Genomic DNA, 25,816 nt, shown 5'->3' with positions numbered 1-25,816 from the left:
AAAAAAGCCCCGGACGGCTGGTTCCAAACGGGGCTTTTGTGGTTTTGATTAGTTTTTAGTGATCCACTGCACTACCAGCACCTACTGGCACGCGAACGTGTTCGACTAGGTCTTTTACTTCTTGTGGCGTTTCTGCTGTTACTTTGGAGACAGCGAATGCGACGATGAAGTTAAATAGTGCGCCAATAGCACCAAACGCGTTTGGCTCAATACCCAGGAACCAGTTTGTTCCCCAACTTTCTAGATATTTCCAATCAGCAACGAAAAGAATGCCTTTGTGTTGGAATACGTAGAACAGCGTAATACTGATACCCGCAATCATACCGGCGATTGCGCCTTCTTTGTTGATGCTCTTGCTGAAGATGCCCATCATCAATGCAGGGAAGATGGATGAAGCGGCAAGACCAAAGGCGAGTGCTACCGTACCTGCGGCAAATCCAGGCGGATTTAAACCGAGATAGCCTGCGGCTGCTATCGCTACTGCCATTGATATTCGACTAGCAAGTAGCTCTTTTTTCTCGGATATGTTCGGATTGATAACCCCTTTGATTAAGTCATGGGAAATAGCTGAAGAAATGGCGAGTAGTAAACCTGCTGCGGTAGATAGTGCAGCTGCAAGACCACCTGCTGCCACAAGTGCGATCACCCAGTTTGGTAGTTTAGCGATCTCTGGGTTAGCCAATACCATGATGTCGTTATCAACGCGCAGTTCGTTGGTGGACGCATCTGAAGTGTATTGGATATTGCCATCGCCATTTTTATCGTCAAAACCGAGTAGTCCAGTTGTTTCCCAGTTTTTGAACCACGCAGGACGCTCGTCATACGCTAGGTGCTGACCCGGAGCTGGATTTACCGTATTCATTAGGTTGAGACGAGCCATCGCTGATACCGCTGGTGCTGTAGTGTAAAGGATTGCGATGAAGATCAGAGCCCAGCCTGCTGATGTACGTGCGTCGCGAACCTTCGGCACGGTAAAGAAACGGATAATTACGTGTGGTAGACCGGCAGTACCAATCATCAGTGACATGGTGTAGACAAACATATTAAGTGTGTCGCCACGTACTTGGGTCGTGTATTCACTGAATCCGAGTTCGGTCACCACTTGGTCAAGCCGATCGAGTAGATAGACATCGGTACCAGCCATGGTACTCCCCAGACCAATTTGTGGGATTGGGTTACCAGTGAGTTGCAGAGAGATAAAGATTGCAGGGATAGTGTAAGCAAGAATGAGTACGCAATATTGAGCAATCTGCGTGTAAGTGATGCCTTTCATGCCGCCAAGAACCGCGTACATGAAAACGATACACATACCAATTAATAGGCCAGTGGAGTAGTCCACTTCTAAGAAGCGACCAAACGCAACACCTACGCCTTTCATCTGACCGATAACATAAGTCACTGATGCGATGATAAGACAAACAACCGCTACGATACGTGCGGTGTTGGAGTAAAAGCGTTCACCAACAAACTCTGGCACCGTAAACTTACCAAATTTGCGTAGGTAAGGCGCTAGCAACAGCGCAAGCAGAACGTAACCACCAGTCCAACCCATTAGAAATACTGAGCCGCCATAGCCCATGAAGGCAATTAAGCCTGCCATTGAGATAAAGGACGCTGCGGACATCCAATCGGCTGCGGTTGCCATACCGTTTGCAATCGGGTTTACACCGCCACCAGCAACATAAAACTCTTTGGTTGATCCGGCGCGAGCCCAAATAGCAATCCCGATGTACAGGATGAACGTGGCGCCAACGACCAGGTAGGTAATAGTTTTCAAATCCATCTGAGTGACTCCTTATTCGTCCACGCCGAATTCACGGTCAATTTGGCGCATCTTCCATGCGTAATAGAAAATAATTCCTAGGAACGCATAGATGGAGCCTTGTTGAGCAAACCAGAAACCGAGTTTGTAACCGCCTAGTTGAAATTGATTTAGTACGTCGACAAATAAAATGCCGCAGCCGAAAGACACGACGAACCAGATGACCATTAGGCCGATCATGAGCTTCACGTTTTTGTCCCAATAGGCTTTGGCTCTTTCTTCGCTTTCAAATGCCATTGCCGTCTCCTTACGATTGGTATTGTTGTTAATGAAATGTTTCAATATGTACATTAGCAAGGTGTTGGCAATAACTCTTTTCAACTTTAGTCGGGGTGTTAAAAATGAAGAACCCCCATATTATGGGCTTTTGCAGCGAACAAAGGGGTAAAACGTTATGTTAATAAACTGTTAAGTTAGCCAAAGGTCTAAAGGTTGATTGGATAAACAGGCATGATTAAGACGGGCCATTAATCTTTTCTTCATTGAACTTGGAGATGCTGTGTAAGTATTGGTGGTGATCTTGTGGCTCTTAAAGAGAGAAGGCGTAGATAAGAAAGCTCACAAGTAATTTATTTACATAAAGTTTTCGCATCAAATCACCGTTTTAACGCACAATAAAGTAATATAACTGAGTCATTCTCGTACAACCTCGCATTTTGAGACGGTGTAAAGGGGAGGCAGATTAGGGCATTACCTCATTAACGAAGTAGCCTTGCTCATCACAATTATTATCGTTTTTCATTAAGGGAGGGTGAGAATGGACGCAGACACCATTAACAGTTTTTTTCTAATAGGTGCGTTGTTAATCGCACTTAGCGTTCTTTTAAGCCCAGTGTCTTCTAAGTTGGGGATCCCAATTCTTTTGGTATTTTTAGCCGTTGGAATGCTGGCGGGGGAAGACGGCTTAGGCGGCATCTTATTCGATAACTTTTCGATCGCTTATTTGGTTAGTAACCTCGCATTAGCCATCATTTTGCTTGATGGTGGGATGAGAACGCGGGTCGCCAGCTTTAGGGTTGCGTTATGGCCCTCGGTCTCTTTGGCGACATTTGGCGTTGCGATCACCACCATTTTGACCGGGCTGATGGCAACGTGGTTATTCGACTTAGATTTATTGCAAGGCATATTGGTTGGTGCGATTGTTGGTTCCACCGATGCTGCCGCGGTCTTCTCTCTACTCAAAGGTCGTAGCCTGAACGAACGTGTTGGTTCAACGCTGGAAATTGAATCCGGCACCAATGACCCAATGGCGGTGTTTCTGACCGTAACTCTGATTGCTATTTTAGCGAACCCTGGCGCTGACTTAAGTGCGGGCTTTTTGGCGTTCAGTTTTCTTAAGCAGTTTGGTATCGGCGCGTTACTTGGCTTCGCTGGTGGCTGGATCTTATGGAAAGTTATCAATCGCAATCAATTACCAGATGGGCTGTATTCTATTTTAACGGTCAGTGGTGGCTTGCTTATTTTTGCTTTATCTAACACTTTGGGTGGCAGTGGTATTTTGTCGATTTACCTCGTTGGTCTTTTATTAGGTAACCGTCCAACACGCAGCCGACACTCTATTCTTCATGTTTTAGATGGTATGACGTGGCTAGCTCAAATTGGTATGTTCTTGGTGCTTGGCTTGTTGGTTACACCATCTAATTTACTCTCTATTGCGTTGCCAGGTCTTGCGCTTGCCTTCGGGATGATTTTGTTTGCCCGACCAATCTCAGTTTGGATTGGTTTACTGCCATTCAAGAGTTTCACGCCACGTGAAAAGTGGTTTGTCTCTTGGGTAGGATTGCGTGGCGCTGTACCTATCATCCTCGCGGTATTTCCGATGATGGCAGGGTTGCCAGATGCTCAACTGTACTTCAATTTGGCATTCTTTGTAGTAATGGTGTCTTTGATAGTACAAGGGGGCACGTTGACTAAGGCGATGTCTCTTGCAAAGGTCGAGCTACCTTCTAAGCCTGAGCCAATTTCGCGTACGGGTGTAGAGATTTACCCGACCAGTGAGTGGGAGCTGTTTATCTATAGACTTAAAGCAGATAAATGGTGCATTGGTGAGCCATTACGTAGTCTTTCGATGCCGGAAGGAACGCGTATCGCCGCTGTATTTCGCAGTAAAGAGCTATTGCACCCATCCGGCAGTACGCGTCTTGAGGAAGATGATACCTTGTGTGTATTAGCACAAGAAAAGGATTTAGATGCACTGAGCTTACTGTTTAGTGAAGCCCCAGAGAAAGCGTCGCTAGCGCGATTCTTCGGTGACTTCTTCCTCGATATTGAAGTGAAGCTTGCCGATATTGCCGTGATGTATGGTTTGAATCTGGGGGATGAACCGCTGGATAAAAGTTTGAGAAACCTTGTCGAAGAGCAATTAGGTAGCACGCCAGTATTGGGAGACCATTTCGAGTGGCAAGGTTTGCATTGGATCGTCGCTGATGTTGTTGATCAGCAGGTCACTAAAGTCGGTATCCGATTGCCAAACGAAAAAAGTAAGTCTGACGATAAGACGTCAATCTAGTCGCTCATTTCCGTCAGCATAATCACGGCTTGCGTGCGGTTCTTTACACCGAGCTTACGGAAAATCGCTGTCATGTGCGCTTTTATGGTGGCTTCTGAAACATTCAATTCGTAAGCGATTTGCTTGTTCAGCAAGCCATCGGACAACATTCCCAACACTTTATATTGCTGTGGTGTTAGCGCAGCAATCTTTTCCGCTAAGTCATTACATGCCGCGTTATTGGTGATCAGCCCTTCAGGGAAATATGGGTCGCCATTCAGCACTTGATTGAGTGCGTTCACTAATTCGCGCATGTCGCTGGACTTGGGAATAAAACCAAATGCACCATGGCTTTTCACCTGCGTCACGATCGCCGGCTCTTCACTCGCTGAAACGACGACGATAGGTAAATCTGGATGCTCTGCTCGCAAATGAATCAAGCCAGACATACCATTTGCTCCTGGCATTTTGAGATCCAATAGCACTAAATCTGGCTCTTCCTCTCGCTCCAACAAAGCCAGAAGTGCGTCGAGTGAGTCCGCTTCCAGCAAATTTGCACCACTAATAGCCATGTGGATAGATTGAAACAAGGCATTCCGGAAGAGTGGGTGATCATCTGCAATAATGATGGTGTAGGTCGAATCCATGACGTTAAACACTTTTGACTATTTCGTTAAATTTATTATTGTCCAGCTTTGAGAGAGTGGACAATATTTATTCGCTAAAAGTCTGAACCAAATCGACTTTTATTAGGAAAATTGCATATAAACGCAATGTTCTTATTCAAATCTGAGCAATAAAAAACGCCAGTGGACATCACTGGCGTTTGAATATCTGGTTATCAGAACTGCTTGATATGCTCTAAGAAAGGCTCGGCTTGCATAAAGCCCGTCAAACGAGCGTTTGAAACGTGTTCACCACTGGCATCCCAAAACTCAATTGTTGGTAAACCAAGCACACTCATGTGCTTCAGTAGTTCGATGTCTTGCACTTGGTTTTTGGTCACGTCCGCTTGCAGAAGAACGAAGTCTTGCAGTTTGGCTTCGACGCTTGGGTCATGGAAGGTGTACTTTTCAAACTCTTTACATGCTACACACCAATCGGCGTAGAAATCGAGCATGACGGGTTTACCTGCCGCTTTCGCAAGTGCCAGTTGTTCTTCAAGCTCCGCCACGTTAGCAATGCGAGTAAAGCTAACAGTGGCTTGCTGAGTTTGTGTTGTGCTGTTGCCAAACCAGTAATTTAAGATAGGTTGTGCTGAGGCTAGCAAACCTAAGACGGCGATTATGCCCACGGCACTTTGTTTCCAGCCACCAAACTCTAGACTGTTTTTGATGTGGTATAGCCAACCAAAAGCAGCAATACCCAGTGCTGACCACAGAATCGTTGACCACATTTCTGGCATGATACGCTCTAGTAAGAAGATAGGTGCGGCAAGCAGAATAAAGCCGAACAGCGTTTTCACGCGGTCCATCCAACCGCCGGCTTTTGGTAGCAACTTGTTGCCAAATACCGCTACAAGGATCAACGGAATACCCATGCCCATCGCTAGCGCGTAAAGGGCGACCCCACCGGTGAGTAAGTCGCCACTTTGTGCGACGTAAAGCAGCGCACCAGAGAGTGGGGCGGTAGTACACGGAGAACAAACCAAGCCAGATATTGCCCCCATTGCAAACACGCCAGCACTGCTACCACCTTGCTGCTTGTTACTTAAGTTATTCAGCCACGTTTGCACGCTGCTTGGTAGCTGTAATGAGTACAGACCAAACATAGAAAAAGCGAGTGCGATGAACAGTACGCTCAAACCAATCAGCACATAAGGGTGTTGCATTGCCGCTTGGAACTGCATGCCAGCAGACGCGACCACAAGGCCGAGTAGGGTGTAAGTCAGCGCCATGCCTTGCACGTAGACGAATGACAAGCCTAGCGCGCGGCGTTGGCTTAGTTTGCCACTGCCAAGCACTATGCTGGTCAGAATTGGGTACATCGGCAGCACACAAGGTGTAAACGCCAAGCCCACACCAAGCGCCAAGAACAGAAGTGGTGTCCACCAGTTATCAGCAAGGTTGGCTGCAAGGCTATCTTGCTGTGTTACTGGCGCTGATGATGTGTCACCAGACGTAGATGATTGCGCCGCTGGTGGCGTTGCTGTTAGTGCCTGTTCTGCTTTTGATGCAGTTGTCGCCGTTGTTGAATCTGAGTTCGACGAAGTAAACGCGCTGATAGGAATCACGCGAGTTTCTGGCGGGTAACAGAAGCCTGCTTTCGCACAACCTTGGTATTGCACGACTACGCGAGCACCGTCTTGCCAATCATGCATTGGTACATTAACGAAGAGAGGTTGAGTATAGATATGCACGTCACCAAAGAATTCATCTTTATGCGGTGTGCCGTCTTCCATTTGCAGTTCGCCTAGCGATACTTTCTCACCAGCTACAGACAAGCGCTCTTGATATAGGTAGTACCCGTCACGTACCTGCCAATCGAGCATCAATTTGTCATCTTGTTGGTAGAAGTTAAATGGAAACGCCTGATCAACAGGAACAAAGCTGTCGCTGCTGCTACCAAAACTGTTGTTCTGGCTACTGTTAAACTGGTCTTTGCCAAATAAAGCTAAAGACGGAGTGGAAAAGGTAATGAGCCCTAAGAGTAAAACGGAAAGTAATGCGCGCATAAAAGAGTCAATTCATCTTAGATAATTGCCGTTAGTGTAACTCAATCAGACCCGGAGGCGAGTCAATAAGTTTCATGAAAATGAAGATTTATTGAGCATAAATCAAGACAACAGGCAATAAAAAAGGGAGCCGAAGCTCCCCGAGTAAGACTCTGTTTCTACTAGATCAGTAGACCACCGAATGCGAAGCCAAGTGCTACCGCAGAAGCGATGGTTACCACACCAGGTACAAAGAATGGGTGGTTGAATACGTACTTACCGATACGAGTTGAACCCGTGTCGTCCATCTCAACCGCGGCAAGTAGCGTTGGGTAAGTTGGCAGCACGAATAGCGCACTTACTGCTGCGAAAGATGCAACTGCGGTAAGTGGTGCGACACCGATTGCTAGTGCTGCTGGCATCAGCGCAACAGTGGTTGCACCTTGTGAGTAAAGCAGCATTGAAGCGAAGAATAGAACAAGTGCTAGCATCCATGGGTAGTCTGCTAGTAGCGCACCAGCCACTTCTTTGATGCCGTCAACGTGCGCGTTAACGAATGTAGAACCTAGCCATGCCACACCAAGAACACACACACACGCTGTCATACCAGAGCGGAATGTTGCTGCTCCTGGGATTTTGCCAGCATCGATTTTACAGCTCATTACGATAGCTGCTGCAGCTGCGAGCATTACTGTCATGATAGCTTCGTTACGGCCTAGAGCAGGGTTCTCGATAAGACCTACTGAGCCAGAAATTGCTGCTGCGTAACACACGACAAATGCGATTGCGCCTAGGAAGATGAAGGTTGCTTTCTTCGCTGTTGGTAGGATTTCGCGTTTTGCTTCTGTATTTAGCTTGATTAAGCCTTTTTCTAGACGCTCTTGGTATTCAGCATCGTCTTTTAGCTCACAGCCCATGAAATTCGCCACGAACGCACCGATCATGCACGCGATGAACGTCGTTGGAATACAGATTGCTAGTAGTGTTAGGTAGTCAACGCCAAATGGGTGCAGCATTGCCGCGAACGCTACAACAGCCGCTGAGATTGGTGATGCGGTGATAGCGATTTGCGATGCCACGACCGCGATAGACAGTGGACGAGAAGGGCGCACGCCTTGGCCTTTCGCTACTTCTGCAATCACTGGCAAAGTAGAGAATGCCGTGTGGCCAGTACCCGCCATTAATGTCATTAGGTAAGTTACGATAGGCGCATAAAAGGTGATGCGCTCAGGATGCTTGCGCAAAAAGTTTTCAGCAACTTGCACCATCCAGTCTAAACCACCAGCTACTTGCATTGCTGCGATAGCGGTGATTACAGACATGATGATCAAAATTACGTCAACGGGAATGTAAGCTTGGCTTGTTGGTACGCCCAAGATCAAAGACAACGCAATGACCCCAGCACCACCGGCAAAACCAATGCCGATACCACCGATTCTTGCCCCCAAATAGATGAAGAGCAGAACCACGAAGAGTTCGACCATGACCATATTGATACCTCTTTAGTTTTTTATTTGATTCTGATTTTTTGAACACTCAGGAACAGGAGTAAATGCTCAGAGAATGAGAACCTAGTGGTTTAGCGGCAATAAAAGTATATAAAAAATGTGGTTAACCGTATGAGAGCCTAAAAAAGGGGCCTGAGTGGCCCCCTTCGGATTCGTTATTACTCGTAACGTTTTGCTTTGTAAGTAGGATGCATGAAGTTTTCTACTGACAAGATTTCATCAAGCTCCTCTGCTGTAAGCAGACCGCGCTCTAGCACGACTTCACGAACACTCTTACCAGTTTCTGCACAAATCTTACCTACGATGTCACCTTCGTGGTGGCCGATGTATGGGTTTAGGTAAGTGACGATACCGATAGAGTTGTAAACGTAGTTTTCGCAAACTTCTTTGTTCACAGTGATGCCGTCGATACATTTATCACGTAGGTTCACACACGCGTTGTGTAGTAGAGAGATAGACTCAAACACACTTTGTGCGATCACAGGTTCCATTACGTTTAGCTGTAGCTGACCGCCTTCTGCTGCGAAAGAAACCGTGTTGTCGTTACCGAGAACTTTGAAGCAAACTTGGTTTACTACTTCTGGGATAACTGGGTTTACTTTAGCTGGCATGATTGAAGAGCCTGCTTGCATTTCAGGTAGGTTCAATTCATTTAGACCCGCACGAGGACCAGAAGAAAGTAGACGAAGGTCGTTACAGATCTTCGATAGTTTCACTGCTAGGCGTTTTAGCGCGCCGTGAGTCATTACGTATGCACCACAGTCAGACGTTGCTTCGATAAGGTCTTCTGCTGCAACAACGTCAAGGCCTGTTACTTCCGCTAGGTGTTTTACTGCAAGCGCTTGGTAGCCAGTTGGTGTATTTAGACCAGTACCGATTGCGGTTGCGCCTAGGTTGATTTCTAGGAGAAGTTTAGATGTGTAATCTAGAGCACGAATCTCTTCGTTTAGTGTTACCGCCCATGCATGGAACTCTTGACCTACTGTCATTGGTACTGCGTCTTGAAGCTGAGTACGGCCCATTTTCAGTACATCTTTAAACTCAACGGCTTTAAGTTCGAATGCGCCTTTTAGGTACTCAATTGCTTCCATTAGCTTGTGTACGCTGTTGTATACCGCAATACGGAAACCTGTTGGGTACGCACAGTTGGTTGATTGGCTCTTGTTTACATGGTCATTTGGGTTAACAAATTCGTATTGGCCTTTCTCTTTACCCATCAACTCAAGCGCAACGTTTGCGATCACTTCGTTCGTGTTCATGTTAACTGAAGTGCCTGCACCGCCTTGGAATACGTCTGATGGGAACTGATCCATACACTTGCCAGTTTCTAGGATCAAATCACACGCTTCGATGATGTAGTTTGCAACGTCTTTTGGAATAGCGCCAAGTTCTTTGTTTGCTAACGCTGCTGCTTTTTTGGTCATTACCATGCCGCGTACAAATTCTGGTACGTCAGAGATGGTCATATTAGAGATGTTGAAGTTCTCGATCGCACGTAGCGTATGAATACCGTAGTACGCATCTGCAGGGACATGACGTTGACCTAATAGATCTTCTTCAATACGAGTGGCTGGGTTTGCTGTTTTTGGAGCATCAGATAGGGTAGCCATAGCAGGATCCTTAGATGATAATTCTGATAATAAAGTTATTTATTAGCCATTTCTGCAATCTAGAATCCATTCATCAGAATTTTTGGCTGGAAAATCCGTCCTGACTTATGTGGCACATGATACTGCACCTAGCGCATAAAAATAGTAACTAGATCACCTTTTTCGTTTTTCATGAGTCAATAATTTGCAAAGTATGAACGGGTTATTAATAACCCTTTATGGGTACTCGATTTTCCTCGACAAACATGAGTTTTTAGAGTTCGAAATTAGCACTTTAAAAGCACGAAAAAATCGGTATGCAATTGAATGAACGCGCTCCCGCTACTTTGTCTAAAAGAGAAGGAGACCAGTATGAACACGCTTTTTTACAACGATTCGTTTGAGCTTAGTCTGCTTTTACCATTACACTGAATTAAACAAAGGAGGGCGTGTGTTTCCTATCTTATTATTAGCGTTTATTTTTGTTCCGATCATTGAAATCGGCTTATTTATTCAGGTGGGCGGCTTTTTAGGTTTATGGCCGACCATTGCACTAGTCTTAATCACGGCATTTGTTGGTGCATCGTTGGTTCGTAGCCAAGGTATACAAACACTGATGTCAGTACAGGGGCGTCTTGAACAAGGTGAAATTCCAGCCCAGCAAATTTTTGAAGGCGTAATGCTAGCGGTGGCTGGCGTGCTACTGTTAACCCCGGGCTTTATGACCGATGCCCTTGGTATGTTGGTGTTGCTTCCTGCGCCACGCGCCGCGATAGCTAAATACTTGATGAGCAAAATGGTGGTGAAAACCATGCATGGCGGTGGCTTCCAAGGTGGTTCCTCTAACCAGGGGCCATTTGAGCAAGACCCGTTCCGTCGTGACCCATTTGATTCCCAGTCAGATAATGGCAAGACCTTCGAAGGGGAATACGAGCGTAAAGACGATGATGATCGCAACAATCTCAACTGATTGAGTTAGACAGTAAAGAAAACAAAAGGGCGCACCAAGCGCCCTTTTCTGTATTTGGAATTCGTGCCGCTTACAATGCGCCTTCAAAGCCCATTTGACGCCATGCTTCAAAAGCAATGATCGCAACGGCATTCGAAAGGTTTAGGCTGCGCGCATCTGGCATCATTGGAATGCGAATACGCTGCTCCATTGGCAAGCTATCGATGATTTCAGCAGGCAAACCACGAGTTTCTGGGCCAAACATCAAAACATCACCCGTTTGGTATTGTGCATCAACGTGGTGACCTGTGGTTTTGGTGGTGCAGGCAAACAATCGGTAGTTACCTTGCTTCTCTTTCTCTAAATATTCTAAGAACGCTTGATAGTTTTTATGACGCGTTACGCGAGCTAAATCATGGTAATCCAAACCAGCGCGGCGGACTTTTTTCTCTTCAAGATCGAAACCCAGAGGTTCAATTAAGTGAAGGTTTGCACCGCAGTTGGCGCATAGTCGAATGATGTTGCCGGTGTTCGGCGCGATTTCTGGTTCGTATAAAGCGATATCAAACATGGTATTGAAATAGAGTTGGTCAAAGAGAGGGGCAGTATATACCCAAGTCACCGAAATATGCGAGATTCAGCAAGATTGACCTGGGTATGAAAGTAGGCATTAGCGCGGATGTTAATACCGTAAGTATCGATGCTCTTTATAAGAGAGCGTGAGCATAGTTTTCTTCAACTGCTCGCCAGTTGACGACGTTCCACCACGCATCAATATATTCTGGGCGACGGTTTTGGTAACTGATGTAATACGCGTGCTCCCACACGTCTAATGCGAGGATTGGTTCACCGCGCACATCCACTACGTCCATCAGAGGGTTGTCTTGATTACTGGTGGACGTAATGTGAATCTCACCATCTTTTACGATCAGCCATGCAAAGCCAGACCCAAAGGTATTGATGGCTGCTTGGGCAAACGCCTCTTTAAATTGCGCAAAGCTACCAAATTTATCGTTAATTGCTTGAGCAAGCGCGCCTTGAGGCTCTCCGCCACCGTTTGGTGACATGCAATTCCAATAAATGATGTGGTTGTAATAGCCGCCACCATTATTACGTACTGCTGGACTGAGCTTAGAGATATTGTCAAAGATCTCGTCTAATGACTGAGTTTCGAGCTCACTCCCTTCAACGGCATTTACAAACTTATCAAAGTACGTCTTGTGGTGTTTGCTGTAATGCACTTCCATGGTTTTCGCGTCGATGTACGGCTCTAGTGAATCGTACGGGTAAGGCAGAGCGGGAAATGTATGTGACATAGTAAATCCTCCTTAATTGGAAAATTCACTTTAATGCTAACGATAATTATTATCAACTTTGATCTTTGTAAGGGTATTCTAAGAAGCCTCACCAATTTCTAAAGTGAGGGTGGGGCTGTGAATCACTCACTCTAGAAATATGGTGCGAATTATTGTTAGTTCATCAAATTGAGACTAACAATTGATCGGTAAGGTGATACTCATACGCAATCCGCCTAAAGGACTTCGGCTGGCTGCGATCGTGCCACTGTGCTGGCGAATGGCACTTTCGGTAATGGTTAGGCCGAGACCTGTGCCGCCAGAGTGGCGATCGCGTGCCGTGGAAACGCGATAGAACGGGCGAAAAATCGCGGCCAGTTCCTCTTCTGGTACACCTTCTCCATTATCGTCAACCGTGATACGAAGCGTATCGTCATCGGCTTTGATGTCGATTTGTACCTCATCTTTTCCGTAGTAAATGGCGTTACGAACGATATTTTCCACCGCACTCATCAGCAGTTTAGGGTTACCGGAAATATTGCGCTTAGGTAATTCTGAATAGTGTAGCTGTTTGCCCATTTGCTCTGCTTCAAACTGCGCATCTTTAATGATTTCTTCCCATAAACTTTCTAGTGGCTGTGTTTCGCGAGTCATATGACTGTTCGCCTGCATGCGAGAAAGCTCTAATAGTTCGCTGATCATCTGTTCCAAGCGCTGCGCTTCGGTATCGATACGAGTCAGTTCTGGGCTTTCGCCTTGTTTACGCGTCGCTAATGCGCTTGCCATGCGCAGACGAGTTAAAGGTGAGCGCAGCTCGTGAGAGATATCGGATAGCAAACGTTGTTGTCCTGAAATCATTTGATTAACCGCTTCGACCATCTGGTTGAAGCTGCTGCCTGCTTGACGAAATTCCGCCGTACCTTTTTCTAAATTTGGGTCTGTGACAAATTCACCTTTCGCCACACGTTGAGCAGCGGCTTCAAGACGACGTGCAGGCTGACTCAAAGCCCAAGCAAGCCATAACAGCAATGGTGTACTAACCAGCATGACCGCAAGCAAGAGCTGGAATGGGTGATCAAACAGACGCAGGAGTAGAGGTGGTGGCTCATTCCACTTGAAGCCCACGTACATCAAGATATCGGAACCTGCCAAAGTGATAGGAATTGGGCCCGCAATCATGTATCGACCATACAGCTTCTGCTTTGGATTATTGTAATCTTCGATACTGGTGACAAAGTTTTGCATGGCACGCAATTGAAAATTGCTGCGTTTTTCTGTCGTAAGAACATTACCGCTGTAGTCAGAAAAAAAGACTCGTGGGCGAGGGTCGTGCTTGCCGTGGCGGTTGCCCTCGATACGAAAAAGTATGCGGCCTAAATCAGTTTGCTGGCTGTATTTTTGTTGGATTGAGTCACGCGTTTCTACCATACGTTTGTAGTGTTCTTCTGGAATATCGCGAGCTTTGCGTGGGTCCAAATGTGGCAGTGATAGCACGGCTATCAATACTAATAACATGGTGAACCAAAAAATGGCAAAGATGCGTCCATACAGGCTATTGATGTTTGGCAGTTTGATGCGTGATAGGTGCATTAATCCTCCTCAAGCAGCATGTAGCCACGACCACGCAGGGTTTTAATTCGCGGCTTGCCATTGCTTTGATCTGGTAATTTTTTACGTAAGTTCGAGACATGCATATCGATAGCGCGATCAAAAGCAGCGAGTCGTTTACCAAGCACATCTAAGCTCAGTGTCTCTTTGGTCAGCACTTGTCCTGGGTTTTGTACGAAGTGGGTGAGTAGCGCAAACTCGGTTGCCGTGAGGTCGAGTAGCTGTTGCTCACAATACGCTTCTTGCTTACCGGGATAGAGGCGGATTTCTTGATACTCAATGCAATCGCTGTTTTTGGTATTTTTTTGTGTGCTGCTAGTGCGGCGTAAAATCGCACGGATACGCGCCAACAGCTCTCGGTCACTAAAAGGTTTTGGTAAATAATCATCCGCGCCCAGTTCCAAGCCGATCACGCGATCAATTTCTTCCCCTTTAGCGGTCAGCATCAAGACGGGAGTTTCCCAATTTTCACGTAAGCGTTTCAGCGTTTCCATGCCATTGAGTTTTGGCATCATGACATCCAACAAAATCAAATCAATCTTATCATTGATCGCGGCTAAGCCGGCTTCACCGTCATTTGCTTCGCTGACGTCAAACCCTTCGAAACTGAGTACTTCTTTTAATAAGCTGGTTAGCTCGATATCGTCATCGATTAAAAGAATGTTTGCCATGGGGGCACCTATAGTAAGTTACCGATAGCCTAATATTACATTGGAATGATGCGCAACGAAGAGGAGAAAAATCACTCTTTACGATTCTTTACGCTCCCTATACGTCGCTTTACCTAGTGGGTCGTATTCTATACTCAAGCGCTGTGAGAACAGCTCAGAAGAACCACTCACCTGTGTAAGGAATCGTATTATGAAGTCTGCAAAAAAACTTGTGTTAGCTGCTGTTGTTCTACCTCTTACTCTTGGCGCCGCAAGCGCATTCGCTTACGGTGGTAAAAACCATCATAAAGGTCCTCGTGACGAATGCGGCATGGGTATGGACCGAGGTGTCATGCGTCAACTAGACCTGACTGATGCACAAAAAGATCAGCTAAAAGAAATGCGTGAAGCAAACAAAGCAGAAATGAAAGCAAAATTCGCTGATGGCAAAGAAGCACGTATGGCTGAGCGTCAAGCGCATCACGCAAAAGTGCAATCGCTTTTGCTGGCGGATAATTTTGATGAAGCTCAAGCTACCGAGTTAGCAAAAGAGATGGTTGAGCGCCAAACGGAACGTCGCGTGCAAATGCTAGAAAGAAAGCACCAAATGCTTAGCGTATTAACACCTGAGCAGAAAGCGAAATTTGTTGAGCTACAAAATGAACGTATGCAAGAGTGTGGCGACAGAATGCACAAGCGCATGGAAAAGTCGCGCAATAATTAAGTCATGAATTGATGTTATATAAAGAGGCAGCCATTGGTTGCCTCTTTTTGATCTGGTTATTTCATGGTCATTCAATATACTCAACGTATGGTTTTAGTTAACTCTTTGATTATGAAACAGCAATACGCACGTTTAGTTACGACCGCCGCTTGGACTGCAACCATTGTGGCGACGCTTCTTCTGATAGTAAAAGTCATCACGTGGTGGGTAACCGGCTCAGTGAGCTTATTGGCGTCATTGATTGACTCCATGTTAGATATCGCGGCTTCAGTTGTGAATCTTGTGGTGGTTCGTTACGCCTTACAACCGGCAGACCGCGAACATACTTTTGGGCATGGTAAAGCTGAGTCCTTAGCGGCCCTAGCCCAAGCAATGTTTATTTCGGGCTCGGCAGTATTTTTGATTCTTAACGGGATTGACCGATTTTTCCGCCCGCATGCTTTACACGCACCGGAGTTAGGTGTGTATGTATCGCTGTTTGCGATTGTGGTCACACTTGGCTTGGTGATGTTCCAAAAACATGTGGTTCGCGTGACGGGGAGCCAAGCAATAGCGGCGGATTCTCTGCATTATCAGACTGACTTGTATATGAATGCTGCGATCATGGTGGCTCTGGGACTCAGTTATTTTGGAGTGACTCAAGCGGATGCTGTGTTTGCGATTGGTATTGGTGTCTTCATTCTTTATAGCGCTTTCAAAATGGTCAGCGAAGCGATTCAAACCTTACTTGATAGAAAGTTGCCCGATGAAGAACTTGAGCAAATTAACCAAGCTTGTTTGAGCGTAAAAGGGGTATTGGGTGTGCATCAGTTACGCACACGAATGTCAGGACCGACGCGCTTTATACAGTTGCATTTAGAGCTAGACGATAACTTACGATTAATTGAGGCGCATTACATCGCTGATAAAGTGGAAGATAATTTATTGGCTCTGTTTCCTGATGCGGATGTATTGATCCATCAAGATCCATTGTCTGTCGTTTTCGGACCTGAGAAAGAGCAGAAAGCGCAAGATTGGTAGGCTTGAAAAATCCATCAGTGCCCGACGACAAACAGGTACTTATTGACTATCTTTCCATCAATACTTATTAAGATTCGTGATCCTGATATGAATCAACAAAGTTTCATAGAGAAACTGTAATACTCTTACATAAGTAGAAAAGTTACATAAAAAAGTGCGTTTTCATTGGTAATCCTGTAGAGGAAATGTAACATAACGCACAGTTCTGGATTATGCAGGTTGCTTGGTAACAAGGGGCCTAAAAGAAAATTAAATAATTGATTGCCAAAGATCGAGGGTGAGCATGATTAAGAAGATCGGTGTTTTAACAAGTGGCGGTGACGCACCTGGTATGAACGCTGCGATACGCGGCGTAGTACGTACAGCACTATCCGAAGGATTGGAAGTATTCGGTGTGTACGACGGCTACCTAGGCCTATACGAAGGCCGCATCGAGAAGCTAGATCGTTCTAGCGTTTCAGATGTGATCAACAAAGGTGGTACGTTCCTAGGTTCTGCACGTTTCCCTGAATTTAAACAAGTGGAAGTTCGTGAAAAAGCGATTGAGAACCTGAAAAAACATGGTATCGATGCACTAGTGGTAATCGGTGGTGATGGTTCGTACATGGGGGCGAAGAAACTGACTGAAATGGGTTACCCATGTATCGGTCTTCCGGGCACAATCGACAACGATATCGCAGGTACGGATTACACTGTGGGCTACCTAAGTGCACTAAACACCGTTATCGATGCAATCGACCGTCTACGTGATACTTCTTCATCTCACCAACGCATTTCAATTGTAGAAATCATGGGCCGTCACTGTGGTGATTTGACTCTGATGTCTGCAATTGCGGGCGGTTGTGAATACATCATCACTCCGGAAACTGGTCTAGACAAAGACAAGCTGATCAGCAACATCCAAGATGGTATCGCTAAAGGTAAGAAACACGCGATCATCGCGCTTACTGAGCTAATGATGGATGCTAATGAACTAGCACGTGACATCGAAGCCGCGACAGGTCGTGAAACTCGTGCAACAGTACTTGGTCACATCCAACGTGGTGGTCGTCCAACTGCATTTGACCGCGTACTAGCATCTCGTATGGGTAACTACGCTGTTCACCTATTGATCGAAGGTCATGGTGGTCGTTGTGTAGGTATCGTGAAAGAGCAACTTGTTCACCACGATATCATCGACGCAATCGAAAACATGAAGCGTCCAGTACGCAACGATCTATACAAAGTTGCTGAAGAGTTGTTCTAAGTAAGCTTGAAATAGATAAACAAAACCGCGGCTTTCCGCGGTTTTTTTTGTATTTGAGAATCAACAAAAAAGAAACTAGCGATAGACGAGTGCTAAGACACGCTGCTCTGCTCTATGAGCGTTAATTTTCGCTCGCGCAGCGCAAACAAGTAGCCCAGTAGCCCACCCAACGTATTTCCAACCGCGATACCGATAAACAAGCCTTCAATGCTGTAGATTTGGCTCCCGATCCACGCCGATGGCAAGGTAAAAATGAACAGCCGCATAAAGCTCCACTGGAATGCACGCAATGGCTTGTGCATCGCATTCAAACCACTGACTAACATCATTACGATGCCTTGGAAGCCATAACTAAATGGCACCACCAGTAAATAATGCCAAAGCAGTTTTTTCACCGCATCTTCCTGAGAAAATAGCGCAGCCAGAGGAATGCTCAGCGGTACCATCATCAAGAAGATAAACCCTTGGAATACCACTGCAAAACGCATGCTAATAAATAAACCGGAAAAGGCTCGTTGCGGTTGTTTGGCTCCTAAATTTTGTGCCATAAACGGTGTGAGGGCAGAGGTCAGCGACATCAATACTAAAATCAATATGGACTCAATACGCTGCGCTGCGCCGTAAGCAGCAACCGCCGCCGTACCGTGGTTGGATAACAGCATCATCAGAATGGCACCGGACAACGGATTCATCGCGTTTGATAGCGCTGCAGGGGTACCAATTTTTAGTGTCTGTTGCCAGTCTTGTTTCAGCAAAGCCCATTGGGGTTGAGCAAGCAATTTTTCCCGTTTAATTAGCACATAGAATGAGCCACACAAAGCACCTAACCAGCTAAAGGCACTTGCTATGGCTGCGCCTTGAATGCCAAGTTCCGGAAAAGGGCCATAACCGAAAATCAACAATGGATCGAGCATGCCATTAATCAAACCAGCCAACATCATGACTTTTGCTGGTGTTTTTGTGTCGCCAGTAGCTCGGATAGCACTGTTGCCCGCCATTGGGATCACTAGCAGAGGAATGGTGAGATACCAGACCTGCATATATTGCTCAATAAGAGGGATGAGATCATCAGACGCACCAAGAAAACGAAACAATGGCGCAATGGTGGTAAAGCCAATAGAAGACGCGATAGCCACAAGTAACACGGCTAACAACAAACCGTGGGTGGTGAACCGAGCAGCTTGTGGTGCATGACCTTGCCCAAGCAAGCGACCAATATTGGTCGATAGTCCCATCCCAATCCCCATCGTAATGCAGTTAACCGCAAAGGTGACAGGGAAGGTATAGCTGATAGCTGCTAGCGCTTGAGTGCCAAGCAACGAGATAAAAAACGTGTCCACCAAGTTAAACATCAAAATTGCGATCATGCCCATGGTCATGGGTACGGTCATTTTCCGCAGCGTTTCAGGAATGGGTGCGGTCAACAAACCATGCTTATCGGTCGCTTGGGGTTCCAGCTTGTTATTTTCCTGCATGTGTGACAACTATCTGGTGAGCAAACTGCAAGGATACAAGAAAGCGAGATGCCGAGCGAGTGAGCATTTCTAACGCAAACCGTTGCCTAGTTGTTCGTTATTTTAACTAAGTCACAAAAATTTTGTGCCACCCCCTTGGGATCGCTGCTTCGACCCCTTATATAGGGATCACGTGTCTGGGGCTACAGTCCCTAAGGACAATTATCAAATAAACATGGAAATTTTCAGGAGAGACGACCGATGAACATTCGTCCATTACATGACCGAGTTATCGTTGAACGTAAAGAAGTTGAATCTAAGTCTGCTGGTGGCATCGTTCTGACTGGTTCTGCTGCAGAAAAATCGACTCGCGGTGTTGTTCTAGCTGTGGGTAAAGGCCGCATCCTAGAAAACGGCACCGTACTGCCACTAGACGTTAAAGTCGGTGATACCGTTATCTTCGCTGAAGGTTACGGTACAAAAACTGAAAAAATCGACGGTAAAGAAGTGCTTGTCATGTCTGAAAACGACATCATGGCTATCGTTGAATAATAGCAATCATTGAGTAATTTTTTGCTCAGATTCAATTACGAAATTACACACAAAGAATTTTAGAAAGGAAATCAAAGATGGCTGCTAAAGACGTTAAATTTGGTAATGACGCACGAGTTAAAATGCTGGAAGGTGTAAACGTTCTGGCTGACGCAGTAAAAGTAACACTGGGTCCTAAAGGACGTAATGTCGTTCTAGACAAATCTTTTGGTGCACCAACTATCACTAAAGATGGTGTATCAGTAGCGCGTGAAATCGAGCTGGAAGATAAATTCCAGAACATGGGCGCACAAATGGTTAAAGAAGTTGCGTCTAAAGCAAACGACGCAGCGGGTGACGGTACAACAACAGCAACAGTACTAGCGCAATCTATCGTTAACGAAGGTCTAAAAGCAGTCGCAGCGGGCATGAACCCAATGGATCTTAAGCGTGGTATCGACAAAGCTGTTGCCGCGGCAGTTGAGCAACTAAAAGAGCTTTCTGTTGAATGTAACGACACAAAAGCGATCGCGCAGGTTGGTACTATCTCTGCAAACTCAGACGCAAGCGTAGGTAATATCATTGCAGAAGCAATGGGGCGTGTGGGTCGTGATGGCGTTATCACGGTTGAAGAAGGTCAGGCGCTACAAGACGAGTTAGACGTAGTAGAAGGTATGCAGTTCGACCGCGGTTACCTGTCTCCTTACTTCATCAACAACCAAGAATCAGGCAGTGTTGATCTAGAAAACCCATTCATTCTTCTAGTAGACAAGAAGATCTCAAACATTCGTGAGCTTCTTCCAACGCTAGAAGCTGTCGCGAAAGCATCTCGTCCACTGCTTATCATTGCAGAAGATGTAGAAGGCGAAGCGCTAGCAACATTGGTTGTGAACAACATGCGTGGCATCGTAAAAGTTGCAGCTGTGAAAGCACCTGGCTTCGGTGACCGTCGTAAAGCAATGCTACAAGACATCGCTATCCTAACTGGCGGTACTGTGATTTCTGAAGAGATCGGTCTAGAGCTAGAAAAAGTTGCACTAGAAGATCTAGGTCAAGCGAAGCGTGTTTCTATCACGAAGGAAAACACGACTATCATCGATGGTATCGGTGAAGAAGAGATGATCTCTGGCCGTGTTGCTCAGATTCGTCAACAAATCGAAGACGCAACTTCAGACTACGACAAAGAGAAACTACAAGAGCGTGTTGCTAAACTGGCTGGCGGTGTTGCAGTAATCAAAGTCGGTGCAGCGACTGAAGTTGAAATGAAAGAGAAGAAAGACCGTGTAGAAGATGCGCTAGCCGCAACTCGTGCAGCGGTTGAAGAAGGTGTTGTTGCTGGTGGTGGTGTTGCACTTATCCGCGCGGCATCTAAGATTGCTCACCTAACGGGTGATAACGAAGAACAAAACGTTGGTATCCGCGTTGCACTACGTGCAATGGAAGCGCCAATCCGTCAAATCACGAAGAACGCAGGTGAGGAAGACTCAGTTGTTGCGAACAACGTGAAAGCGGGTGAAGGTAGCTACGGCTACAACGCGGCAACAGGCGAATACGGCGACATGCTAGAAATGGGTATCCTAGATCCAACTAAAGTTACTCGTTCTGCACTACAATTCGCAGCATCGGTTGCAGGTCTGATGATCACAACTGAAGCGATGGTTACTGACCTACCGCAAAAAGACGCGCCAGCGATGCCTGACATGGGCGGCATGGGTGGCATGGGCGGTATGGGCGGCATGATGTAAGCCAGCTTATCTCATCGCTCTAGGGAAACCTTATAGCGGAAAGATAACCGACCAAACCCTTAAAAGTCGAGGCAGATGCCTCGACTTTTTTATGCGTGTCACCTGAGAAACATGACGTTCTGGTGTGGCTTATCATGAAATTTTTGAGCGTAAAAAGCGCCATTTCAGAAGCAAAAAATCGAAGAGAAATATTTTTTCTTTTGAGTCAGATGGTTAAATCTGACCTATTGCTAACACTTTTTGAACGGGGACAGAGCAAAATCTGAACATTACACTATGTTGTAAATTGTTGCTTCCCATCATGGAGATGAAAATGAAAAAGCTTATGACGTCATTGGCGGTTGCAGCCGCTATCGCATCACCTGTTGCTTTTGCCGACAGTACACCTGTGATGTTCTCTACTATCGATAACACAAACGCACCCTCTAATTCTTCAGTAGGTGGCGTTCGTTTAGCTGTGTTGCATGGGCAGGTAAATGAGGTTAAAGGTGTCGACTTTTCACTGCTTGGTATGTCAGAAACGGATCGTACGACAGGTGTGAACTTCGGTCTGTTTTTTGGTGCAGCAAAAGTAAATCAAGAAATGAAAGGCGCGTCTTTAGGCTTAGTTAACTGGAACCAAGGTCAGACGACGGGTGTTAACTTGGGTGCTGTTAACATTACGAACAACGTAAAAGGCTTGAACTGGAGCGCGGTGAACTATTCTGAAGGCTACACCATGGCGGATGTGGGCTTAGCGAGTATCTCTAAGAAGTCTAATTTCCAGTTTGGTTTCTTCAACATGACCTATCAAATCGATGGTGTGCAAATTGGTCTTTTGAACTGTGCGGATAACGGTTTCTTCAAGTGTTTCCCACTCATCAACTTTGCTAAGTAATCCCTGAGAAAGTCAGAATCTTTATATACAGAAAGCCCTCGATGTTCGTCGAGGGCTCTTTAATTACTGATGAGATGAAGCGAGTTTCTCGGAGCGTTAACTATTTAATTAATCGTGATGAAGTTTTGCGTTGTTGAATTCTTTGATGAACACCGCGGCGTAATGCTTTGATGTGGTTTTCTGCTTTATCCACACCTAACAACACGGTTAATGTCAGGAGAGTAATAACCACCGACTGCGTTAAATAACCCAAACCTATCATCAAACCTAAACCTGCTAGCACCCATATTACAGCCGCGGATGTTACGCCATGGATTTTTCCATCAAGTGTCATCATAACGCCAGCGCCTAAGAAGCCGACGCCAGTAATGATCTGACCAAGCACTCGTGCTTGATCAAGAGTATTTGGCGATAACGACACTGCCATCGACATAAACAGGTAGGTGCCTGAAATAATTAATATTGCTGTGCGAATGCCAACCGGTTTACCACGAGTTTGGCGCTCTATACCGATCATGAGCCCATTAATGGCGCAGCATAGTAGGGCAGGCCAACTGAATGGGCCAAGATCGAAAATTTGTTCGAATGCTGTATGCATCTTGACCTCCAAAAGTGCGGAGTATGCATAGACTTACCGTGCAAAGCGAACAAAAATAATCAATCTAGACGACAAATTTAATTGAGTGTCAGAGCTTATTCTAAATGCAAATCCAACGGCGTTTTACTTGGCCTGCCACCAACTTCTCGTGTGAGTTTTGGTACCAGATAACCCGATACACGCGTGATGAGTCCGCGCATAATAGCTTTCGCTTCTTCGTCCGAAATAAAGTAGTGCGCTGCGCCTTGCACCTTATCAAGAACGTGGAGGTAATAAGGCAAGATACCCGCGTCAAATAAGGCCTCACTTAACGCCACTTGAGCTTCTACCGAATCATTCACGCCTTTCAGCAGAACGCCTTGGTTTAGAAGCGTAACGCCCGCTCTTTTGAGCTTGAACATCTGTTCAGCAAATTCGTCATTGATTTCGTTGGCATGGTTGATGTGAGTGACGAGGATGATTTGTAACCTTGATGCTTGCAGAAGTTGGCATAGTTCATCAGTGACTCGAGCTGGAATCACCACAGGTAAACGGCTATGAATACGCAGACGTTTGATGTGAGGAATGTGAGCAATGTGCTCTAAAAGCCAATGAATCTCATCGTCTTTTGCCATTAATGGATCACCACCTGAGAAGATGACTTCGTTCAACTCTGGTTGTTGTGCCATGTACTCTAAGCACTTGGTCCAGGCTTGTTTCCCGCTTTTGTTCTCTTGATAAGGGAAGTGACGACGAAAGCAGTAACGGCAATTTACCGCGCAGCCACCTTTGACAATCATCAGGGCGCGGTTGCGATACTTGTGTAGCAGGCCAGGGACTTCATTGTCCTGCTCTTCCAATGGATCATTGGAGTAACCCGGATGCACCTCAAATTCGTCGCTTAGTGGTAAAACCTGACGTAAAAGAGGGTCTTTAGGGTTGCCTTTCTCCATCCTATCGACAAAACTTTGCGGTACACGCTGTGCAAACAGCTTGCGCGCGGCAAACCCGTCTTGCCACGGTGAAGGATCAATTTCCAGTATTTCGAGCAATTTTGCAGGATCAGAGATCCCATTCGCCAACTGTTTGAGCCAGTTTTGCTCAACAGATTCGACTTTTCGGGTTATTATGTGCGGCATTGAATTTAGCTCTAAGAATGTAAGAGGAAAAAATGGCTACAGTTAGCACCAATGAATTTAAAGGCGGTCTTAAGTTAATGCTTGATAACGAGCCTTGTGTAATTCTGGAAAACGAATACGTTAAACCAGGTAAAGGCCAAGCGTTCAACCGTGTTAAAATTCGTAAACTTCTTTCTGGTAAAGTGCTAGAGAAAACATTCAAGTCTGGTGACACTTGTGAAGTGGCAGACGTAATGGATATCGACCTAGATTATCTATATTCAGACGGCGAATTCTACCACTTTATGAACAGTGAAACGTTTGAACAGATCGCAGCGGATGCAAAAGCGGTAGGTGAAAACGCTAAGTGGTTGGTAGAAAACAACACTTGTATGATCACTCTTTGGAACGGTAACCCAATTACTGTTACTCCACCAAACTTCGTTGAGCTAGAAGTTGTAGACACAGACCCAGGCCTGAAAGGTGATACTCAAGGTACTGGCGGTAAACCAGCGACGCTATCAACTGGCGCTGTTGTTCGTGTTCCTCTGTTCATCTCAATTGGTGAAGTGATTCGCGTAGATACTCGTACTGCTGAATACGTAGGTCGTGTGAAGTAAGCACTTTATATGATTGTTAGAAAGGTCGCTTCGGCGGCCTTTTTTATTGCCTGTGATTCTTCTCTTTTAATCCCTCTGCGTAAAACATCGATATCCTCCGCAAATTTTTGATGATTTTGTATTATTCGTAAAAATCTTATTTATTCCATGAATCTGTCGATTATTCCTTAATGTAACATTTTGATACATTAGTACTTGTCGCTGAGTTGCATAGCAATCTGATTTTTATCGATTTAACTCAGTAACAATCCAAAAAGGAGAACAAAATGGAAAGCAGAGGTTTAGGAAGGGGTTTAAAGGTGGAAGAAAGACGTCAGTTACTACATAAAGGATTAAAAGCAGCCGTATTTGGCGTACCGCTGTTGGCAATAGGCTTAACGATTAATAGCTCGGTGCTGATGACCGATGCGGGTTACAGCTACGTGCATCAGAATAATATTACTGGTGAGTTGGATGTGTTTACTGAACCTGGCATTCATTTTCGTATGCCATTTCTGTCCAAAATCACCAAGTATGACCAAGTGATCACCGTGTCATTCGGTAACAGCAAGGGCGAAGATTTTTATCAACGTCTTGATGCGATTCAGGTTCGATTTGCCGACACCTATATTGGTCAGATCCCCGTAACATTCCGCTTTAAGCTCAGTAATGACCCTGAAGCGGTGAAGAAGATGCATAAAGAGTTCCGCAACAACAGTAACTTGATCGATGCGCTGCTTGTAAAGAACGCACGTAACGTAACGGTGATTACCGCAACCCAATACACGGGTGAAGAGTTTTTCCAAGGTGGTTTGAACCAGTTCAAATCGAAACTTGGCGATCAGTTACGAGAGGGGATTTATCTAACAGAGCGACGTCAGGTTGAAGTGGAAGAGTTGGATCTTGCGCCTGTTGGGGTGAATCAAGCTAATCCGAACCAATTACAGCGCACCAATCAACTGGTATGGAAAACTGTGCCAGTCGTAGACAAAACCGGGCAACCAATTCGTCAAGACAATCCGTTACAACAATACGGTATTCAAGTGACGCAGGTGACCATTGGTGACCCGCAACCAGAAAAGCAATTAGATCAGCTATTGGCAGATAAAAAGCGTTTAGTGGCGGATCGTATTCGCGCGATTCAGGAACAAGAAACGTCGAAAGCACAGGCAGAGACCGAGCAGTTACGCAAAGAGATTCAACGAACACGTGAGGTGCAAGACGCCCAGCGTGGTAAAGAACTCGCAATTATTGCTCAACAAAAAGAAGTGGAAGTGGCGCGTCAGATGGCTATGTTCCCTTTAATTGTTGCTGAAGACTTAACATCCTGTTTTCATTAAGTTCTTCAGTAACTTCCATGTAA

General features: G+C 45.7%; 22 protein-coding genes and 1 pseudogene. 10 read left to right on the top strand and 13 right to left on the bottom strand.

Features of this window, described 5'->3' with window-relative positions; translation table 11 throughout:
- Positions 1-55: 55 nt before the first annotated feature.
- Positions 56-1,783 carry a sodium:solute symporter family protein gene (locus R8O11_RS20865; protein WP_005382372.1) on the bottom strand — a complete coding sequence of 576 codons (1,728 nt, stop codon included), beginning with the start codon at positions 1,781-1,783 and terminating at the stop codon, positions 56-58.
- A gap of 12 nt (positions 1,784-1,795) precedes the next feature.
- Entirely contained in the window at positions 1,796-2,059 is a 264-nt protein-coding gene (locus tag R8O11_RS20860; protein WP_005382373.1) for a DUF4212 domain-containing protein, read from the bottom strand.
- 520 nt (positions 2,060-2,579) lie between these two features.
- Between R8O11_RS20860 and R8O11_RS20855 the strand changes: the two genes are divergently transcribed.
- A complete protein-coding gene (locus R8O11_RS20855; RefSeq protein ID WP_005382374.1) occupies positions 2,580-4,331 on the top strand; it encodes a potassium/proton antiporter in 1,752 nt (583 codons plus the stop codon).
- Here R8O11_RS20855 and R8O11_RS20850 read toward each other — a convergent pair.
- The 4 genes from R8O11_RS20850 to aspA form a co-directional block, all read right to left on the bottom strand.
- The gene (locus R8O11_RS20850; protein ID WP_005382375.1) at positions 4,328-4,957 is read right to left on the bottom strand and encodes a response regulator; all 630 of its coding nucleotides are present in this window, start codon (positions 4,955-4,957) and stop codon (positions 4,328-4,330) included. The two genes, R8O11_RS20855 and R8O11_RS20850, sit on opposite strands and share 4 nt — an antisense overlap.
- Positions 4,958-5,151: 194 nt before the next feature.
- Entirely contained in the window at positions 5,152-6,984 is a 1,833-nt protein-coding gene (locus R8O11_RS20845) for a protein-disulfide reductase DsbD (protein ID WP_318194404.1), read from the bottom strand.
- Positions 6,985-7,145: 161 nt separating this feature from the next.
- Positions 7,146-8,453 carry an anaerobic C4-dicarboxylate transporter gene (locus R8O11_RS20840; RefSeq protein WP_213885817.1) on the bottom strand — a complete coding sequence of 436 codons (1,308 nt, stop codon included), beginning with the start codon at positions 8,451-8,453 and terminating at the stop codon, positions 7,146-7,148.
- Between the two features lie 176 nt (positions 8,454-8,629).
- Entirely contained in the window at positions 8,630-10,081 is a 1,452-nt protein-coding gene (aspA, locus tag R8O11_RS20835; protein ID WP_005382379.1) for an aspartate ammonia-lyase, read from the bottom strand.
- A 430-nt stretch (positions 10,082-10,511) separates the two neighbouring features.
- Between aspA and R8O11_RS20830 the strand changes: the two genes are divergently transcribed.
- Positions 10,512-11,030 (top strand): FxsA family protein, encoded by a 519-nt coding sequence (locus tag R8O11_RS20830; protein WP_137282424.1) that lies wholly within the window; start codon positions 10,512-10,514, stop codon positions 11,028-11,030.
- 70 nt (positions 11,031-11,100) lie between these two features.
- Here R8O11_RS20830 and trmL read toward each other — a convergent pair whose 3' ends face one another.
- From trmL to R8O11_RS20810, 4 genes are all read right to left on the bottom strand, one after another.
- Entirely contained in the window at positions 11,101-11,580 is a 480-nt protein-coding gene (gene trmL / locus R8O11_RS20825; RefSeq protein ID WP_025768811.1) for a tRNA (uridine(34)/cytosine(34)/5-carboxymethylaminomethyluridine(34)-2'-O)-methyltransferase TrmL, read from the bottom strand.
- A gap of 136 nt (positions 11,581-11,716) precedes the next feature.
- Positions 11,717-12,325: a superoxide dismutase gene (locus tag R8O11_RS20820; RefSeq protein ID WP_005382382.1), complete on the bottom strand. Its 609-nt coding sequence runs from the start codon at positions 12,323-12,325 to the stop codon at positions 11,717-11,719.
- Positions 12,326-12,499: 174 nt separating this feature from the next.
- On the bottom strand, positions 12,500-13,894 hold the full coding sequence (gene cpxA, locus R8O11_RS20815) for an envelope stress sensor histidine kinase CpxA (protein ID WP_054579327.1): 1,395 nt from the start codon (positions 13,892-13,894) through the stop codon (positions 12,500-12,502).
- Positions 13,894-14,583 (bottom strand): response regulator, encoded by a 690-nt coding sequence (locus R8O11_RS20810; protein WP_005382384.1) that lies wholly within the window; start codon positions 14,581-14,583, stop codon positions 13,894-13,896. Before R8O11_RS20810 ends, cpxA begins: the two co-directional genes overlap by 1 nt.
- Before the next feature lie 190 nt (positions 14,584-14,773).
- Here R8O11_RS20810 and R8O11_RS20805 point away from each other — a divergent pair, with 190 nt between their 5' ends.
- The 3 genes from R8O11_RS20805 (at position 14,774) to pfkA (ending at position 17,552) form a co-directional block, all read left to right on the top strand.
- Positions 14,774-15,286, top strand: coding sequence for a CpxP family protein (locus tag R8O11_RS20805; protein WP_047104268.1), 513 nt, complete (start codon positions 14,774-14,776; stop codon positions 15,284-15,286).
- 111 nt (positions 15,287-15,397) lie between these two features.
- Positions 15,398-16,306, top strand: a complete 909-nt coding sequence (fieF, locus tag R8O11_RS20800) for a CDF family cation-efflux transporter FieF (RefSeq protein WP_025768809.1) — start codon at positions 15,398-15,400, stop codon at positions 16,304-16,306.
- A 283-nt stretch (positions 16,307-16,589) separates the two neighbouring features.
- Positions 16,590-17,552 (top strand): 6-phosphofructokinase, encoded by a 963-nt coding sequence (pfkA, locus tag R8O11_RS20795; protein WP_005381521.1) that lies wholly within the window; start codon positions 16,590-16,592, stop codon positions 17,550-17,552.
- A gap of 92 nt (positions 17,553-17,644) precedes the next feature.
- On the opposite strand, the gene R8O11_RS20790 is transcribed toward pfkA, so the two are convergent.
- Positions 17,645-19,027, bottom strand: a complete 1,383-nt coding sequence (locus R8O11_RS20790; RefSeq protein WP_318194403.1) for an MATE family efflux transporter — start codon at positions 19,025-19,027, stop codon at positions 17,645-17,647.
- A 240-nt stretch (positions 19,028-19,267) separates the two neighbouring features.
- On the opposite strand from R8O11_RS20790, the gene R8O11_RS20785 reads away from it, so the two are divergent.
- The 3 genes from R8O11_RS20785 to R8O11_RS20775 all read left to right on the top strand — a co-directional run bounded on the left by R8O11_RS20785 (position 19,268) and on the right by R8O11_RS20775 (position 22,159).
- A complete protein-coding gene (locus tag R8O11_RS20785; RefSeq protein ID WP_005381516.1) occupies positions 19,268-19,558 on the top strand; it encodes a co-chaperone GroES in 291 nt (96 codons plus the stop codon).
- A gap of 77 nt (positions 19,559-19,635) precedes the next feature.
- Positions 19,636-21,282 (top strand): chaperonin GroEL, encoded by a 1,647-nt coding sequence (gene groL / locus R8O11_RS20780; protein WP_318194402.1) that lies wholly within the window; start codon positions 19,636-19,638, stop codon positions 21,280-21,282.
- Between the two features lie 313 nt (positions 21,283-21,595).
- The gene (locus tag R8O11_RS20775) at positions 21,596-22,159 is read left to right on the top strand and encodes a VC2662 family protein (protein ID WP_318194401.1); all 564 of its coding nucleotides are present in this window, start codon (positions 21,596-21,598) and stop codon (positions 22,157-22,159) included.
- 100 nt (positions 22,160-22,259) lie between these two features.
- Here the strand turns inward: R8O11_RS20775 and R8O11_RS20770 are convergent, their stop codons facing one another.
- Together R8O11_RS20770 and epmB are read right to left on the bottom strand one after the other, a co-directional pair.
- Positions 22,260-22,757, bottom strand: coding sequence for an MgtC/SapB family protein (locus tag R8O11_RS20770; RefSeq protein ID WP_005381504.1), 498 nt, complete (start codon positions 22,755-22,757; stop codon positions 22,260-22,262).
- Between the two features lie 95 nt (positions 22,758-22,852).
- Positions 22,853-23,875 carry an EF-P beta-lysylation protein EpmB gene (gene epmB, locus R8O11_RS20765; RefSeq protein WP_053307395.1) on the bottom strand — a complete coding sequence of 341 codons (1,023 nt, stop codon included), beginning with the start codon at positions 23,873-23,875 and terminating at the stop codon, positions 22,853-22,855.
- Positions 23,876-23,907: 32 nt separating this feature from the next.
- Here epmB and efp point away from each other — a divergent pair, with 32 nt between their 5' ends.
- The gene (efp, locus tag R8O11_RS20760) at positions 23,908-24,474 is read left to right on the top strand and encodes an elongation factor P (RefSeq protein ID WP_005381500.1); all 567 of its coding nucleotides are present in this window, start codon (positions 23,908-23,910) and stop codon (positions 24,472-24,474) included.
- A gap of 266 nt (positions 24,475-24,740) precedes the next feature.
- A pseudogene (locus R8O11_RS20755) lies at positions 24,741-25,769 on the top strand (SPFH domain-containing protein); the annotation flags it as partial.
- Positions 25,770-25,816: the final 47 nt, after the last annotated feature.

This window comes from Vibrio sp. 1288 (assembly GCF_033344475.1).
Note: the sequence above shows the minus strand (reverse complement) of the source record. Positions and strands in the feature narration are given on the sequence as shown.

Excerpts from the sequence above, each read along its gene's own strand:
- R8O11_RS20775 (WP_318194401.1), top strand. The coding sequence starts at position 21,596 with ATGAAAAAGCTTATGACGTCATTGGCGGTTGCAGCCGCTATCGCATCA.
- R8O11_RS20805 (WP_047104268.1), top strand. The coding sequence starts at position 14,774 with ATGAAGTCTGCAAAAAAACTTGTGTTAGCTGCTGTTGTTCTACCTCTT.
- efp (WP_005381500.1), top strand. The coding sequence starts at position 23,908 with ATGGCTACAGTTAGCACCAATGAATTTAAAGGCGGTCTTAAGTTAATG.
- R8O11_RS20855 (WP_005382374.1), top strand. The coding sequence starts at position 2,580 with ATGGACGCAGACACCATTAACAGTTTTTTTCTAATAGGTGCGTTGTTA.
- trmL (WP_025768811.1), bottom strand. The coding sequence starts at position 11,580 with ATGTTTGATATCGCTTTATACGAACCAGAAATCGCGCCGAACACCGGC.
- R8O11_RS20840 (WP_213885817.1), bottom strand. The coding sequence starts at position 8,453 with ATGGTCATGGTCGAACTCTTCGTGGTTCTGCTCTTCATCTATTTGGGG.
- R8O11_RS20770 (WP_005381504.1), bottom strand. The coding sequence starts at position 22,757 with ATGCATACAGCATTCGAACAAATTTTCGATCTTGGCCCATTCAGTTGG.
- R8O11_RS20820 (WP_005382382.1), bottom strand. The coding sequence starts at position 12,325 with ATGTCACATACATTTCCCGCTCTGCCTTACCCGTACGATTCACTAGAG.
- epmB (WP_053307395.1), bottom strand. The coding sequence starts at position 23,875 with ATGCCGCACATAATAACCCGAAAAGTCGAATCTGTTGAGCAAAACTGG.
- cpxA (WP_054579327.1), bottom strand. The coding sequence starts at position 13,894 with ATGCACCTATCACGCATCAAACTGCCAAACATCAATAGCCTGTATGGA.
- R8O11_RS20860 (WP_005382373.1), bottom strand. The coding sequence starts at position 2,059 with ATGGCATTTGAAAGCGAAGAAAGAGCCAAAGCCTATTGGGACAAAAAC.
- aspA (WP_005382379.1), bottom strand. The coding sequence starts at position 10,081 with ATGGCTACCCTATCTGATGCTCCAAAAACAGCAAACCCAGCCACTCGT.
- R8O11_RS20850 (WP_005382375.1), bottom strand. The coding sequence starts at position 4,957 with ATGGATTCGACCTACACCATCATTATTGCAGATGATCACCCACTCTTC.
- R8O11_RS20785 (WP_005381516.1), top strand. The coding sequence starts at position 19,268 with ATGAACATTCGTCCATTACATGACCGAGTTATCGTTGAACGTAAAGAA.
- groL (WP_318194402.1), top strand. The coding sequence starts at position 19,636 with ATGGCTGCTAAAGACGTTAAATTTGGTAATGACGCACGAGTTAAAATG.
- fieF (WP_025768809.1), top strand. The coding sequence starts at position 15,398 with ATGAAACAGCAATACGCACGTTTAGTTACGACCGCCGCTTGGACTGCA.
- R8O11_RS20845 (WP_318194404.1), bottom strand. The coding sequence starts at position 6,984 with ATGCGCGCATTACTTTCCGTTTTACTCTTAGGGCTCATTACCTTTTCC.
- R8O11_RS20865 (WP_005382372.1), bottom strand. The coding sequence starts at position 1,783 with ATGGATTTGAAAACTATTACCTACCTGGTCGTTGGCGCCACGTTCATC.
- pfkA (WP_005381521.1), top strand. The coding sequence starts at position 16,590 with ATGATTAAGAAGATCGGTGTTTTAACAAGTGGCGGTGACGCACCTGGT.
- R8O11_RS20790 (WP_318194403.1), bottom strand. The coding sequence starts at position 19,027 with ATGCAGGAAAATAACAAGCTGGAACCCCAAGCGACCGATAAGCATGGT.
- R8O11_RS20810 (WP_005382384.1), bottom strand. The coding sequence starts at position 14,583 with ATGGCAAACATTCTTTTAATCGATGACGATATCGAGCTAACCAGCTTA.